Below are 16,390 nucleotides of genomic sequence, written 5' to 3'. Positions count from 1 at the left end.
TACTCAAACGACCGTCTAAGTAAATATTACGAATATATTGCGACATATTACCGTCAAGCAAATATCCGAAACAGATATTAGCAAAAATCGAAATTTTTGTCAAATTTTGGACCCGAATCAGAGGCTCTTACTCTTCTCAATGCAGGCAGTTACTGCATCCATGACTGCTCCCCTAAATCCTTCCTGTTCGAGAACATGTACAGCTTCTATCGTTGTACCGGCAGGTGAACATACCATATCCTTTAATTCGCCAGGGTGCTTGCCTGTATCAAGAACCATCTTGGCACTTCCAAGAACAGACTGAGCTGCGAACTCATATGCCTGTTTGCGTGGCATTCCGCCTTCAACTGCGGCATCTGCCATAGCCTCTATGAAAAGAAATACGTAAGCAGGTGATGAACCACTGATACCAACTACTACATCCATCATGCTCTCTGGTACTGTATAAGCCTTACCAAAGCTCTCCAGCAATTCTTTTACAAAGTGATAATCTTCGTCGCTGCAAAGGTCATTTCTGCATACAGCTGAACAACCTTCACCTACGAGGGCTGGTGTATTTGGCATAACTCTAATGAGCTTAACCGGTTTTTCGAACTCATTTGAAAGCCAGCTAATGGTCTTGCCCGCAGCAATGCTGACTACAAGCTTTTTATCATCCACGCTGTCCATGATATCAGCAATCACAACCTTGAGATACTGAGGTTTAACCGCCAGAATGATGATGTCAGCCTCCTTGGCAACTGCTTCATTAGAGGTGCGAACCTGAATGCCGAACTTATCAGCGACTTTTTTCCTGGTCTCCTCTGTTGCAGCTGTACCAATGATCTCATTTGGCGCCATAAGTCCTTTTTCCAAAATGCCGCCGATCATTGCTTTTGCCATGTTTCCAAGTCCAATAAAACCGATTGTCATATTAACTCCTCCTCTGCCTAGATGCTTCAAATGTGAGTATTGCAGATGATGTTGCCGCATTCATAGATTCTACCTCGCCCTTCATAGGGATCAGTACGTAATCCGTAGCAGCATCAGCCGTTTCTTTGGTTAATCCGTTTCCTTCATTCCCTATTAAAAAAGCTGTTGGCTTTGTATAATCGAACTCGTCGTAATTCTTTTTTCCTTTTAAGTGAGCGGCGTATGTGCTAATGCCGTTGTCACCTAATTTTTTGACCATCTCTGGTAGATTATCTACATATATAAAGGGCATTCTGAATATGGATCCCATTGTAGATCTGATAACCTTTGGGCTGTAGATGTCTGCGCTTCCCTTGCTGAGGATCACACCTGTAACTCCAGCACCCTCGCCTGATCTGAACATTGTTCCCAGATTGCCTGGATCTTGGATGTTCTCAAGCACAAGCAGGAGTGGCGCTGCACCTTCATTGCCCTGGTTGTAGCCTTCCAATACTTCCTCTTCTGTATAGTGGTACTGGGACACGACCGCAAGAACACCCTGAGGAGTCTGGGTATCTGCCATCTTCTTCATGACATCCTCAGAAACCTCCTCTGCGCCGTATCTCCAAAGGATCTCTTTATCATCTTCACTTGCTTTATCAACAAATCTACTGGTTACGTAGACTTCTCTAACCTGAAGAACAGGAACCTCTCTTAGCATCTTCATGCCTTCTATTACGAAGACATCATCCTCTCTTCTGGCTTTACTCTTCTGAATATAGGTCACAACCTTGCGGACTCTGTCGTTATTCACACTTGTGATCATATAATTATTTCCTTCATTCTATTTTTTGTACGTATAGTATATCACAAAAAAATACGCAGAAATGAAAAAAAGCTGTTACCCTCAAATGAGGATAACAGCTAGGTTTACATATATTTAGATTAAAGAATGCGAGCGATCTCGTACATGTACTCGTTGATGTTCTTCTTCATTGCAAGAGCCTCATCAATATCGTAATCTACGAACTGACCGTTTCTGTAGCTAACTACTCTGTTAGTCTTGCCAGCTGCAAGGATATCTGCTGCATAGCATCCCATCATTGATGCATATACACGGTCCTTACATGTTGGGCTACCACCACGCTGCATGTAACCAAGGATAGATGCTCTTGTCTCAAGACCTGTAGCAGCCTCGATTCTACGAGCCATTGATGTTGAATGTCCGATACCCTCAGCGTTTACGATGATGTGGTGTGTCTTACCTTTCTTACGGTTATCAATGATGTTGTCGATGATTCTCTGCTCATTGTAATCGTACTTCTCAGGAAGAAGGATATCATCAGCACCGTTAGCGATTGCGCACCAAAGAGCGATATATCCAGCATTACGTCCCATAACCTCTACGATACTAACTCTCTCGTGAGATGATGATGTATCACGGATCTTGTCGATAGCTTCCATTGCTGTGTTGATAGCTGTATCGAAACCGATTGTATAATCTGTACATGAGATATCAAGGTCGATTGTTCCTGGGATACCTACTGTGTTGATACCCTGAGCTGAAAGCTTCTGAGCTCCACGATATGATCCGTCACCACCGATAACAACCATACCATCAATACCATGCTTACGGCAGATCTCTGCTCCCTTAGCCTGTCCCTCAGGAGTTGTGAACTCCATACAACGAGCTGTTCCAAGAATTGTACCACCGCGCTGGATGATATCAGATACGCTACGTCTGTCCATATCAATGATCTCTTCATTGAGAAGACCCATGTATCCCTTCTTGATACCTTTAACTTTAAGTCCGTTAGCTAATGACTTACGTACAACTGCTCTGATTGCAGCGTTCATTCCTGGTGCATCTCCACCACTTGTAAGTACACCGATAGTTTTGATCTGCTTTGCCATCTTTCTTTCCTCGATTCCTACTTCTTATGTTGCATAGCAACCTTTACATTGTCATTTTATTATCATTCCTAACTTATTATATTAGCGCAAACTTCTAATGTCTGCAATAATATTTTCCTTTATGATATAATATTTTAAATAATTTTTGTTGGGGCAATCAAATGGCATTTACACATCTTCACGTCCATACTGAATACAGTCTTTTGGACGGTTCAAACAAGATAAAAGAATATGTTAAAAGACTTAAGAGTCTCGGAATGACCGCCGGCGCTATCACTGACCACGGTGTAATGTACGGTGTCATTGACTTTTACAAGGCATGCAAGGAAGAAGGCATCAATCCTATCCTTGGATGCGAAGTTTATGTTGCCCCAGGTTCCCGTTTTGAAAAAGAGACTTCTGTCTCCGATGAGAGATACTACCACCTTGTGCTCCTTGCAGAGAACAACGTAGGTTACGCTAACCTCTCACATATCGTAAGCCGCGGTTTCACTGAAGGCTATTACTACAAGCCACGTGTAGACATGGAGCTTTTGGAACAGTACCACGAAGGTGTCATAGCTCTTTCTGCCTGTCTTGCAGGTGAGATTCCCAAGAATATCATTAAGGGTCAGAATGGTGCAGCAAAAGAAGCTGCTATTCGCCTGGACAATATCTTTGGTCACGGCAATTTCTTTTTAGAGCTTCAAGATCACGGAATCCCAGAGCAGCGCATGGTCAACAACACTCTTCTTGCTCTTTCTCAGGAGCTCGATATTCCGCTTGTTGCAACCAACGACTGCCACTACACATACGCAGATGACGCAGAGGCTCACGACCTCCTTTTATGCATACAGACTGGCAAAAAAGTCACCGACGAAGACAGAATGCGCTATGAGGGCGGCCAGTACTATGTTAAGAGCGAAGAGGAAATGAGAGCTCTTTTCCCATATGCTCAGGAGGCTATCGACAATACCCAAAAGATTGCTGACAGATGTAATGTTGAGATCGAATTTGGCGTTACCAAGCTCCCTCATTTCGAGGTTCCAGAAGGCTATGATTCATGGACATATCTTAATAAGCTCTGTCTCGATGGTCTTCATGAGAGATATCCTGACGATGATGGCACCTTAAAAGATAAGCTTGATTACGAACTCGGCGTCATCAAGAGGATGGGATATGTAGATTACTTCCTTATTGTATGGGACTACATAAATTATTGTAGAGAAAATGGCATTGCTGTAGGACCAGGTAGAGGTTCTGCCGCTGGTAGTATCGTTTCCTACTGCATGCACATCACCAATATAGATCCTATCAAGTATGATCTTCTCTTTGAGAGATTCCTTAATCCTGAACGTGTATCCATGCCCGATATTGACGTGGACTTCGAGTACGAGCGCCGTCAGGATGTTATAGATTACGTTACTGAGAAATATGGTGCTGACAAGGTTGTTCAGATTATCACCTTTGGTACTCTTGCAGCTAAGGGTGTTATCAGAGACGTTGCCAGAGTTATGGATCTTCCATATAGCTACGGCGATCAGATTGCCAAGATGATTCCAAATGAGCTGAACATCACTCTTGAGAAAGCTCTTTCTATGAACCCTGAGCTTAGGACCAGCTATGAGACTGACCCTACAGTTCACAAATTGATCGACATGTGCCAGAAGCTTGAAGGTCTTCCAAGACATACTTCGATCCACGCTGCCGGCGTCGTTATCTGTCAGGCACCAGCTGAGGACCTTGTTCCACTGTCGCGTTCAGCAGAAGGTAACATCACAACTCAGTTCACCATGACTACTATAGAAGAGCTGGGGCTTCTCAAGATGGACTTCCTGGGTCTTCGCACTCTTACTGTTATCAAGGATGCTGTTAATTATGCAAATGCTTCTCTTGGCGCCAAACCTGGAGATGCTAACTTCATTAATATAGATGAGATAGATTACAACGACCAGAAGGTTCTTGCTTCTATAGGTAGTGGCAAGTGCGACGGTATATTCCAGCTTGAATCCGGCGGAATGCAGGCTTTCATGAAAGAACTTAAGCCTCAATCCCTTGAGGATATCATTGCGGGAGTTTCTCTGTACCGACCAGGCCCTATGGACTTTATTCCAAAATATATCTCTGGTAAAAATGACGCTGGTTCCATCAGTTATTTAACTCCAGAACTGGAGCCAATCCTGAAGCCCACCTACGGCTGTATTGTCTACCAGGAGCAGGTTATGCAGATAGTTCAGCAGCTTGGCGGCTACACCCTTGGCCGAGCTGACCTTGTAAGACGTGCCATGAGTAAAAAGAAACAGCATGTCATGGAGGTAGAAAGAGCTAACTTCGTAAATGGTAATTCTGAGGAGAACGTTCCAGGCTGTGCTTCTAAGGGCATCAGTCCTGATGTTGCCAACGCAATCTACGACTCCATGATGGATTTTGCCAAGTACGCCTTCAACAAGTCACACGCTGCCTGCTACGCAGTAGTTGCACTTCAGACAGCTTGGCTTAAATACTACTACCCTGTAGAATTTATGGCGGCTCTCATGACTTCAGTCATTGATAATCCTGGCAAAGTTTCAGGCTATATCATGAGTTGCAGGAACATGAACATAACTCTTTTGCCACCTGATATTAACGAGGGATATTCTGGATTCTCAGTTACTGAGATAGATGCTGGGGAGGGTGACACTCCTATTCCTGGCGCCGTAGTCACAACAGCCCCTGGCAAGAAAAAGGCCATCAGATACGCCCTTACAGCTATAAAGGGTGTGGGCAGACCAGTGATTTCCGCTGTTGTCACAGAGAGACGTGCCCACGGCAAGTTCAAGAATCTCAACGATTTCCTGACTAGAATGTCCGGAAGTGACAATGATGTCAACAAAAGAGCTGTTGAAAACTTCATAAAAGCTGGCGCCTTCGACTGCTTTGAAGGAACCAGAAAACAGCACATGACTGTTTACGCCCAGATCATGGATCAGCTCCATTCGAATGGCCGCAACAGCATGGCTGGCCAGATGTCTCTTTTCGACCTTGCATCCGAGCAGGACAAGAAACAGTATGAAGTTCCTCTTCCAGATGTTGGCGAATTCCAGAAAGACCTTCTTTTGGAATTTGAAAAAGATGTCCTTGGAATCTACATCTCAGGTCATCCTCTCGAAGAGTACGTCGCAATGTGGAAAAAGAAGATTACAAACACTACAGCAGATTTCTTCCTGGACGACGAAGTTGGTGAGCCTACAGTCAAGGACAACGCAAACGCAACCATCGGCGGAATCATAATAGACAAAAAGATAAAATACACCAAGAACGACCAGATCATGGCCTTCATCACCTTAGAGGACCTGGTTGGCGCAGTAGAAGTTATCGTCTTCCCTAAAACTTACGAAGCCAACGCCGGACGCCTCAATGCAGACGCCAAGGTCTTCATAGAAGGACGCGTATCCGTAGAAGAAGATCGAGACGCCAAACTCATCGCCAGCAAGGTGACTCTTTTTGATGAAGTTCCAAAGACTGTGTGGATAAGATTCCCTAGCAAAGAAGCTTACGAAGAAAAATGCCAGGAACTTGAAAGACTCATTGCTACTAGTGATGGCAGAGATGAAGTAGCTATTTATCTTACTGATACAAAACAAGTTAAAAAACTTGGTAGAGGTTATACTGTTAAAGCTGATAAAATTTTAATCGACAAACTCAAAGAATCTTTTGGTACAGACAACATACAGGTGGTATAAAACTTACGCTAATAAATTCAGTGTCAGCCAGAGAGTAACATAGAAGTTTTATGAACGATTTATTTTTTTCAGATGATACATGACAATATAAAAACCTGAAATGATAAGTGCTTTGAACAAAGTGAAACTTATCATTTCAGGTTTTTTAGATTGTCTTATGTATCACTGAGAAAAATACCAAGTGAATAAAACTTTTATTTTACTCTCTGGCGTCCTCAATTCATAACGTAAACTTATTTAACTGCAGCCTTGAGTTCCTCGACTTTGTTGGTCTGCTCCCATGGGAGGTTAAGGTCGTTACGTCCGAAGTGGCCGTAAGCTGCTGTCTGCTTGTAGATTGGACGACGAAGGTCAAGCATCTTGATGATACCAGCTGGACGAAGGTCGAATACCTTACGAACTGCCTCTGTAAGCTTCTCATCAGAAACCTTACCTGTTCCAAATGTGTCTACAAGGATTGATGTAGGCTGTGCTACACCGATAGCATATGAAAGCTGAATCTCTGCTCTGTCAGCAAGACCTGCTGCAACGATGTTCTTTGCAACATATCTAGCTGCATAAGCTGCTGAACGGTCAACCTTTGTGCAGTCCTTACCAGAGAATGCTCCGCCGCCATGACGAGCTGCTCCGCCGTAAGTATCAACGATGATCTTACGTCCTGTAAGACCAGCATCACCCTGAGGTCCACCGATTACGAAACGTCCTGTTGGGTTGATGTAGATCTTTGTGTTGTCATCAACAAGTGAAAGATCAACTACAGTATCGATAACGTGCTTTCTGATATCTGCGTGAATCTGCTCCTGTGTAACCTTCTCATCATGCTGAGTTGAGATAACGATAGCTTCAAGTCTCTTTACCTTACCGTTCTCATCATACTCAACTGAAACCTGGCTCTTTCCATCTGCTCTAAGGTATGGAAGTGTGCCGTTCTTTCTAACTTCTGTAAGCTTCTTGGTAAGCTTGTGTGCAAGGCTGATTGCATATGGCATGTAATCGTCTGTCTCGTTTGTAGCGTAACCAAACATCATACCCTGGTCACCAGCACCGATAGCTTCAAGCTGCTCATCTGTCATCTGGTTCTCTCTAGCCTCAAGAGCCTTATCAACACCCATAGCGATATCAGCTGACTGCTGATCAAGTGCTACGAGTACTGCACATGTGTTACCATCAAAGCCCTTAGCTGAATCATCATAGCCGATCTCTTTGATTGTCTCACGAGCAATCTTGGCATAATCAACGTGTGCCTTTGTTGTGATCTCACCTGTGATGAGAACGAATCCTGTACATGCTGCTGTCTCACAAGCTACACGGCTCATAGGATCCTGCTCCATGCAGGCATCAAGGATAGCATCAGAGATGTTATCACAGATTTTGTCTGGGTGTCCTTCTGTTACTGATTCGGATGTGAAAATAAACTTATCCATTCTGTTTTCCTTTCATTAGAAAAGCTCCGTTGTTTTGTTGCGTGCATAAACAAAACATACGGAGCTGATTATCATATCAGATCCTCTTATTGCTCGTTTTCCAATACTGGAGTTGCACGCTCAGGTTGGCACCTTCCTGATATCATCAAGGGGTTGCCGTGGCTTCACAGGTCCTATGTACCTCCACCACTCTGAATAAGAGAATAGTTAAATTGTAAAAGCGGATACATTTTCGTGTATCCGCTTAAGATATTACATTATAAGATTAATAAAAGCAATACTACTTTTGATAATATTTATCTAAATATTATTAAATAATCTTGTCAAAAGTTTCAGCAAGTGCAGGATAGATAGTCTTGAACTGCTGATATCTTGCCTCATACTTCTTAACAAGCTCTGGATCAGGCTTCTCAGTCTTATCAACCTTAACGATGGCTGCTGCCGCATCCTCTACCGTCTTGTATGCTCCACAAGCAACCATAGCGAGCATAGCGCCGCCCATTCCAGGTCCTTCCTCGCATGAAGGAACATCAACTTCTACGTTTAAGATGTTAGCGATCATCTTTCTCCAAAGAGGGCTCTTAGCACCACCACCGCAGATCATTGTTCTCTGAGGAGCTACGCCGATAGACTTAGCTACTTCATACATATCTCTTGTAGCAAAAGCAACACCTTCAAGAACAGCCTGTGTCATATCCTCTCTTGTTGTATCCATTGTGATACCTGTGAAGGTTGCACGAGCATTTGGATTGTTCCAAGGAGATCTCTCGCCCATAAGGTATGGAAGGAAGAATACGTGGTTCTCACCAAGCTTCTCGATTCCCTTCTGCTCTGCAGCATAGTCCTTAGTCTTTAAGATCTCATCATTCCACCACTTGTTGCAGCTAGCTGCGCTGAGCATGCATCCCATGAGATGGAAGTGTCCATCAGCATGATCAAATGAGTGAAGTGCGTTATTGCTATCAACAGCAAAGCTGTCTGATGACATGAAGATTGTTCCACTTGTTCCAAGTGAGATATTGCACTTGTTGTTACCAACTGTGCCTGTACCTACAGCAGCTGCTGCGTTGTCGCCAGCGCCTGCTGCGATAACTACGCTATCCTTAAGTCCAAGTTCTGAAGCAAGCTCAGCCTTAAGTGTTCCAACCTTCTCAAAGCTGTCAAAGAGCTGTGGAAGCATATCTTCTGTAATACCGCAGATATCGCACATCTCTTTTGACCACTTACGATTCTGAACGTCAAGGAGGAGCATTCCTGAAGCATCAGAATAATCTGTGCAGAATGTTCCTGATAACTTATATGCAAGATAATCCTTTGGAAGCATTATCTTCTTGATCTTCTTAAAGTTCTCTGGCTCATTTTCTTTTACCCAGAGAATCTTAGGTGCTGTAAATCCTGCAAATGCGATGTTTGCAGTATATTTTGAAAGGGTCTCTTTTCCAATCTCATTGTTGAGATAGTCAACCTGCTTCTGAGTTCTACCGTCATTCCAAAGAATTGCAGGACGAATTACATTATCGTTCTCATCAAGTATTACAAGACCGTGCATCTGTCCGCCAAAGCTGATACCTGCAACCTGTGACTTATCAACATCCTTAAGCAGTTCCTTGAGACCTGTTATTGCCTCTGTGTACCAATCCTCAGGCTTTTGTTCTGACCAACCTGGATGTGGGAAAAACAAAGGATATTCCCTTGAAGTTGTTCCATGAATCTTACCTGTTTCATCCATCAGCACAAGCTTAACAGATGAAGTCCCCAAATCTACACCAATATAAAGCATACCTTACCTCCTAATCGTCCCATACTACTGACATTATATTACTATTATAGTCATTCTCCATGAAGTATTCACTTCACATCTTGCTTTTGATTAACTAATTCTTGTGAAAAAAATGAGCCACAACCTCCGTCCCTGTGGCTCATTTTCGCTTTTATTCGTTTGCATTTCCTCTAAAGATGACAATGCCTTTTTTCTTGAATGTCTTTGGTGCTGCTGGCTTAGCCTCTGATGTTGAAGTAGAGCTAGCTGCAGGCCTTGACTCTGCAGGAGCAGCCGCCTTAGTTGCTGGCTTCTTGGCTGGAGCTGCTTTCTTGGTAACTCCTGCTGCCTTTGCCACCTGATCAACTACAGATGTCTTCTTTGGAGCCGCTTTCTTTTCTTCTTTTACCACCTTTGGAGCAGGTCTTTCTGCTGCTCTGGCTGCTGCCTCTGCTGCAACCTTGGCAGGATCACCGATCTTCATGGTAAGAGCAATTCTCTTTTTATCAAGTTCAACATCAAGAACCTGAACATCTACGATATCTCCAACGCTTACAGCCTCAAGAGGATGCTTGATGAACTTGTCAGTGATGTGTGAGATGTGAACAAGTCCGTCCTGATGAACACCTATATCTACGAAACAACCAAAGTCGATTACATTTCTAACTGTTCCCTTAAGTACCATACCAGGCTTGAGGTCCTTCATATCAAGGACGTCACTTCTAAGAATTGGTGCAGGCATGTTCTCACGAGGGTCTCTTGATGGTTTCTCGAGCTCAGAGAGGATATCTGTAAGTGTGATCTCACCAATTCCAAGCTCCTCTGAAAGCTTCTTTTTGTCTGCATCTGAAACCTTTTTGGAAAGAGTTCCAACTGTGCCAGCTGTCTCTGCTGCCTTGGCTACAGGTGCCTTGGCAGATTCCTTGTTATCCTGGGCGTCAACTACTGCAAGATCACTTCCCGCAAGAGCTGCCGCAAGGGCTGCTCCCATGGCTGTGCTTGTATTCTTGATAACTACCTGCTTTGGCTTCTTTGGTGGACGTGGCTTATCTTCTGCCTTTGGAGCTGGCTTTTCAAGAACTGCCTTGGCTGCATTCTTCTGAGCTGCTCTTACGTCGTCAAAGGTGATTCCAAGCTTATCCATGAGCTTAAGTGTTGCATCATATGACTCAGGATGAACGCTTGTAGCATCGAGAGGATTCTCGCCATCAGAGATTCTAAGGAATCCGGCGCACTGCTCGTAAGCCTTAGGTCCAAGCTTAGGTACTTCAAGGAGCTCTTTTCTGCTCTTGAACTTACCGTGCTCTTCTCTATAATCTACGATATTCTTGGCAATTACCTTACTAATACCTGAAATATACTGAAGAAGTGGTGCAGAAGCAGTATTGAGGTCTACACCTACTTTGTTAACACAGTCTTCTACGACACCTTCAAGTGTTTCGCCTAGCTTTTTCTGGTTCATATCGTGCTGGTACTGACCAACACCGATTGACTTAGGATCGATCTTAACAAGCTCAGCAAGAGGATCCTGAAGTCTTCTGGCAATAGATGCCGCACTTCTCTGTCCTACATCAAACTGTGGGAACTCCTCTGTAGCAAGCTTACTTGCTGAATAAACAGAAGCACCTGCCTCGTTAACGATAACGTACTGAACTGGTCTATCAAGCTCTTTGATGAGCTCAACAATAACCTGCTCTGACTCTCTTGAAGCAGTACCGTTACCAACTGAGATAAGATCAACATTGTATTTATCAATGAGCTTTTTGAGCTCTACTTTGGCTTCTTCTACCTTGTTCTGTGGAGCTGTAGGATAGATAACCTTGGTATCAAGGACTTTTCCTGTTGCATCTACGATAGCAAGCTTACAACCTGTTCTGAAAGCTGGATCCCAACCAAGTACAGTCTTGCCTGCAATAGGTGGTGCCATGAGGAGCTGTGTGAGGTTCTTGCCAAATACTGTGATAGCACCGTCTTCAGCTGTCTCTGTAAGCTCGTTCCTGATATCACGCTCAATAGCAGGAGCAATAAGTCTCTCATAAGCATCCTGTGTGATCTCTTCGATAACAGGAGTTGTAATAGGGTTGTCATTCTTTAAAAGCTTCTTGTTGAGGTACTGAAGGATCTGCTCCTCTGGAGCTTCGATCTTGACTACAAGGAATTTCTCAGCCTCACCTCTGTTAAGAGCAAGAACTCTGTGGCCTAGAACTTTTTTAACAGGCTCTTCGTAGTTGTAGTACATCTCATATACGCTCTGAGCCTTCTCATCCTTGGCCTTACTGGTGAGAATACCCTGTTCCATCGTGACTTCTCTGATGTATGCACGATAGTCAGCGTTGTCAGATACATCCTCAGCGATGATATCCATTGCGCCCTGAAGAGCTTCTGCTGGATCATTAACACCTTTTTCTGGATCAACAAATGCTGCAGCTTCTTCCTGGAGAGGCTTGGTTGTTTCCTGAGCTAAAAGAATCTCTGAAAGACCCTCAAGTCCCTTCTCTCTAGCTACACTTGCTCTTGTCTTTCTCTTTGGTCTATATGGAAGGTAAAGGTCCTCGATAGCAACCATGGTCTCAGCTGCTACGATCTTGGCTCTGAGCTCATCAGTCATCTTGCCCTGTTCTTCGATAGAAGCAAGAACCTGCTCTCTTCTCTCTTCAAGACTTCTAAGGTACTTGAGTCTCTCATCAAGATTACGGAGCTGCTCATCGTTAAGAGATCCTGTAACTTCCTTTCTGTAACGTGAAATGAATGGGATGGTGTTGCCTTCGTCAATAAGCTTGACTGCAGCTTCTACCTGCCATTTTTCCACCTTGAGTTCTTCTTTGATCTTTAATACTATGTCCATACTTTCCTCACATTATGGGTTTAACTTGAAGTTAATTTTTCGTGAATTTTTTATAAATCCACACACTCCACTATTATAGCAGTGAATTCCCACCGTTTTCAAGCCTCTAGAAGTGCTGGAAACATTGTAAAAACAGCTGTTTTATTGTATATTTATGATATAGGTGTCGTATTATGCGCACAATTAATTGAACTACGAGGAGTACCATGAACGGAAGCGAAAACGGGGACGACAAGTACTACTACAACAATTACAACTACAACAAGACTCACAACGAGCTTGACAGACATGTAAATCTGGCCACAGTTGCCATGGTGACAGGACTTATTTCTGTTCCATTTTGTTTCTTTATGAACATTGGCATTATCCTAGGCGGTATCGCTGTTGTGCTGGCTCTTTTATCAAGAGGCTCTCAGCCAAAGCTCCTGCCACAGGCCAAAAAGGGCATCATTTATGGAACGATCGGTATCGTTGTTGGTTACTTTGTTTTAATATCAAGTTTTTATCATGTTTTAACTGATCCTACCTACAGAGAGCAGTTAAATCAGATGTCAGAGCAGATGAATGGCGAGAGCTTTGACGACATGCTAAAGGAACTGGGAGTTACCACAGATCAGTAACCTATCAGCATGGGAAAAGAGGTGCCTATGAGTATTATCGGTGCTGTTAATAGCGGATATGGTGCATATTCAGCAGGGGCATACAGCCCAGCGGCTGCTACAGACAGTAAACCAATCCTCAATCCAAATGAATCAACCCAGAGAGCTCCAGGCAAGCTCTCATCTCCAGCGGAATGTGAAACCTGCAAGAACCGCAAGTATCAAGACGGTTCTGATGAGATGGTTTCTTTTAAGAGCGCCCAGCACATCAGCCCTCAGGCCGCAGCAGCAAGAGTCAGAGGTCATGAGGCTGAGCATGTTAGTAATGCCTACAAAGATGCCGCCCAGCATAACGGCAAGGTATTGCAGGCATCAGTATCTCTCAAGACCGCTGTATGTCCAGAATGCGGACGTACTTATGTGAGCGGAGGAGTAACCGCAACCAAGATAAAATATTCAAACGAAGAAAACCCTTACCAGCAAGCAAGAAAGTCCATGGACAAACAAGGACTTCTGGGAAACAATGTAGACCTGGCTGTGTGAGGATGTTGGGGAGTGTAACTTTTTAATGACTAATCTTAAATCAACATCAGAACTTAAGGCCTCCGTCAGGGAACAGGCCCTTGATAAGTATGGCACCCTGATAGGTGCAGATATTCTCTATGCCGTAATTATCTTTATCGTTAGTGCTATCGCTACCGTTACAGCAAACGGCGTAGTCCAGCTCATCATCAATGAACTCATAGTTCTCATTATCTATATTCTCATAGGTATCCTTGTTTCCGGCAAGACATACCTCTATATGAATCTCGTTTATTCACAGACAGTTTCAATAAGCGATCTTTTCTTTGGTTTCAAAAAGAACCCTGAAAAAGCAGTTATCATTCAGGCATTTTTTGTGATCATTGATTTTGTTGTTGGTCTTCCAGCTTCATATCTTGTATATCTCTTAAGACAGTCTAGTAGTCCATCTTCAGATCTTATAATGCTCGGTCTCATAGCCGTTTTGGTTGAACTAGTTGTTAATATTTATATTAGAATCACCTATTCACAGGCGTTTTATCTTCTTCATGATTTCCCAGACAGATCAGCCAAAGAGCTGCTCTTAACCAGTCGCAGGATCATGAATGGCCACAGATTAAGGCTTCTAGTACTTAATCTTACATTTGTTCCTTTGTTTCTCTTAGGAATCCTTACACTTGGAATTCCACTTCTTTGGATAAACGTTTATAGAAACGGCACTCTCGCCGCTTTTTATCAGGATCTTATAATGCAAAAGGCCAAGAAATCAGAATAAAAAGGATGGTAAGCTATGGACTTAATTGATGCAATCAAAGCAATCGATAAGCCGCACGAAGACGATGTCCTTAATCGCCTTTACACCCCTTGGGGTGAAAAAATCGATCCAGATAATCTTTTAAAGGAGTATCCTAGACCTCAGTTTGTAAGAGATAGCTATATCAATCTCAATGGCTACTGGGATTATTCTTTTACCCCCGACTCAGTGGAGGAGATTCCATCAGAGTTTGAGGGTATAATACTTGTGCCTTTTTCTCCTGAGTCAATGCTCTCAGGCGTAGAAAGACGTCTTGAGCCAGATCAGCTTCTTTGGTACAAAAAAGCTCTCCCAACGATAGCAAAAAAATCTCCAAACTCAAGGATCCTCCTTCACTTTGGAGCAGTGGATCAGTTTGCAGACATATACATAAACGAAGATCACGTAGGATACCACGGCGGTGGCTATCTTCCATTTACTCTGGATATCACTGATTATCTCAATCACACACCAGATAACATGACCTTTGAAAACAACACTCTTGTTGTAAAGGTTCGCGACACCAGTGATTCTTCATATCACAGCAGAGGCAAACAGACCCTCAAGAGAGGTGGAATGTATTACACCGCTCAGAGCGGCATCTGGCAGGCAGTATGGATGGAGGAAGTTCCAGCTACATACATCAGGGAGCTCCGCATCAGACCAGAAAAAGACCTAAAGACAGTATCTATTGAAGTTTCAACAAATCTTCCAAGTCAGGTTACTGTTAAGATTCCAGGTCACGAGCTTGTTAAGTCTCCAGCATCACATGATGCTTTAGATAATTTCTTTATCGGAGACTTCTCCTACTCATCAGATACTTATCCTAGCGCAAGTATAGATCACTCACAGGGACCAGCATCTTACTATAACTTTAAGTTTGAGATCGATGACCCTCATCTGTGGAGCCCAGAAGATCCTTATCTTTATCCAATCCAGATCTCTACCGCAGATGATCATGTTAGTTCATACTTTGCAATGCGCTCATTTACTGTAGAGGATGACGAGAAGGGCATTAGACGTTTTTGCTTAAATCATAAGCCTTACTTCCTCATGGGAGTTTTGGACCAGGGCTATTGGCCAGATGGTCTTTATACAGCGCCTTCAGATGAAGCTCTTATCTTTGACATTAAGGAGATGAAGAGACTTCACTTCAATATGCTGCGCAAGCACATCAAGATTGAATCTGCTCGCTGGTACTATCACTGCGATAGACTTGGAATGATAGTATGGCAGGACATGGTAAGCGGAGGTTCATCCTATGCTAAGCCTGTAGTTTCATACCTTCCAACTCTTTTCCCAAAGGTGTTTGGGCGAATGTCAGATGGTCCTGCTTATTACAAGGCATTTTCAAGGCATTCAGCAGATGGACGCAGAGAATGGCTTCAGGAGATGCAGAACACCATCAGCTATCTCTACAACGTGCCTAGTATCGGCACCTGGGTTCTGTTCAACGAAGGCTGGGGACAGTTCAACGCAGCTGGTGCCACGATCATGGCAAAAGACCTTGATGACACCAGACCTATCGATCAGGCCAGCGGATGGTTTGATGAAGGAAGCGGCGACTTTAGAAGTGTACACAACTACTTCCGTCCACTTACCGTGGAAGATGATCCTAACCACAGAGCTTTTGTCATCTCGGAATTTGGTGGACTCACCTGCCACATAGATGGCCACTCCAGTGTAGACCGCGTTTTTGGATACAAAAAATACGACACTCTAGATGACCTAGGTGTCGCCTACTATAACATCATGAACTCAAGCGTCATGCCTCTTGTTTCAAAGGGCCTAGCCGGTGTAGTCTACACCCAGCTCAGCGACGTAGAAGAAGAAGTAAACGGCCTCATCACCTACGACCGCAAAATCACCAAGATCAACCCAGACCTTGATCCACATCTTCTAACAAGGTTTAAAAAACAGTAACCAAAAACCTCCGAGAGCC

At 43.6% G+C, this 16,390-nt stretch carries 11 protein-coding genes and 1 riboswitch; of the genes, 5 read left to right on the top strand and 6 right to left on the bottom strand.

The genetic code is table 11. The features are described from left to right. Window positions 1-117: 117 nt before the first annotated feature. From proC to pfkA, 3 genes are all read right to left on the bottom strand, one after another. Window positions 118-912 (bottom strand): pyrroline-5-carboxylate reductase, encoded by a 795-nt coding sequence (gene proC / locus BLS24_RS07045; RefSeq protein WP_091757482.1) that lies wholly within the window; start codon window positions 910-912, stop codon window positions 118-120. A 1-nt stretch (window position 913) separates the two neighbouring features. After that, a complete protein-coding gene (locus BLS24_RS07040) occupies window positions 914-1,717 on the bottom strand; it encodes a TrmH family RNA methyltransferase (protein ID WP_091757480.1) in 804 nt (267 codons plus the stop codon). Between the two features lie 119 nt (window positions 1,718-1,836). Further along, a complete protein-coding gene (gene pfkA / locus BLS24_RS07035; protein ID WP_091757478.1) occupies window positions 1,837-2,805 on the bottom strand; it encodes a 6-phosphofructokinase in 969 nt (322 codons plus the stop codon). 161 nt (window positions 2,806-2,966) lie between these two features. On the opposite strand from pfkA, the gene BLS24_RS07030 reads away from it, so the two are divergent. Further along, window positions 2,967-6,506 carry a DNA polymerase III subunit alpha gene (locus BLS24_RS07030; RefSeq protein WP_091757476.1) on the top strand — a complete coding sequence of 1,180 codons (3,540 nt, stop codon included), beginning with the start codon at window positions 2,967-2,969 and terminating at the stop codon, window positions 6,504-6,506. Between the two features lie 233 nt (window positions 6,507-6,739). Here BLS24_RS07030 and metK read toward each other — a convergent pair whose 3' ends face one another. The 3 genes from metK to BLS24_RS07015 form a co-directional block, all read right to left on the bottom strand. Continuing rightward, on the bottom strand, window positions 6,740-7,930 hold the full coding sequence (metK, locus tag BLS24_RS07025; RefSeq protein ID WP_071175053.1) for a methionine adenosyltransferase: 1,191 nt from the start codon (window positions 7,928-7,930) through the stop codon (window positions 6,740-6,742). Window positions 7,931-8,013: 83 nt separating this feature from the next. After that, a riboswitch (SAM riboswitch) is annotated at window positions 8,014-8,132 on the bottom strand. 108 nt (window positions 8,133-8,240) lie between these two features. Then, on the bottom strand, window positions 8,241-9,710 hold the full coding sequence (gene xylB, locus BLS24_RS07020) for a xylulokinase (protein WP_091757474.1): 1,470 nt from the start codon (window positions 9,708-9,710) through the stop codon (window positions 8,241-8,243). A 151-nt stretch (window positions 9,711-9,861) separates the two neighbouring features. Continuing rightward, window positions 9,862-12,534: a Tex family protein gene (locus tag BLS24_RS07015; RefSeq protein ID WP_091757472.1), complete on the bottom strand. Its 2,673-nt coding sequence runs from the start codon at window positions 12,532-12,534 to the stop codon at window positions 9,862-9,864. Window positions 12,535-12,740: 206 nt separating this feature from the next. Between BLS24_RS07015 and BLS24_RS07010 the strand changes: the two genes are divergently transcribed. From BLS24_RS07010 to BLS24_RS06995, 4 genes are read left to right on the top strand one after another with little or no spacing between them, the layout of a single operon-like run. Then, on the top strand, window positions 12,741-13,154 hold the full coding sequence (locus tag BLS24_RS07010) for a DUF4190 domain-containing protein (protein WP_091757470.1): 414 nt from the start codon (window positions 12,741-12,743) through the stop codon (window positions 13,152-13,154). Between the two features lie 27 nt (window positions 13,155-13,181). Further along, on the top strand, window positions 13,182-13,676 hold the full coding sequence (locus BLS24_RS07005; protein ID WP_091757469.1) for a hypothetical protein: 495 nt from the start codon (window positions 13,182-13,184) through the stop codon (window positions 13,674-13,676). A 25-nt stretch (window positions 13,677-13,701) separates the two neighbouring features. Further along, window positions 13,702-14,430, top strand: coding sequence for a DUF975 family protein (locus BLS24_RS07000; RefSeq protein ID WP_091757468.1), 729 nt, complete (start codon window positions 13,702-13,704; stop codon window positions 14,428-14,430). A gap of 15 nt (window positions 14,431-14,445) precedes the next feature. Further along, window positions 14,446-16,371 carry a glycoside hydrolase family 2 protein gene (locus tag BLS24_RS06995; RefSeq protein WP_091757466.1) on the top strand — a complete coding sequence of 642 codons (1,926 nt, stop codon included), beginning with the start codon at window positions 14,446-14,448 and terminating at the stop codon, window positions 16,369-16,371. Window positions 16,372-16,390 lie beyond the last annotated feature (19 nt).

Source organism: Butyrivibrio sp. INlla18, from assembly GCF_900103635.1.
Classification (GTDB): domain Bacteria; phylum Bacillota; class Clostridia; order Lachnospirales; family Lachnospiraceae; genus Butyrivibrio.
Note: the sequence above shows the minus strand (reverse complement) of the source record. Positions and strands in the feature narration are given on the sequence as shown.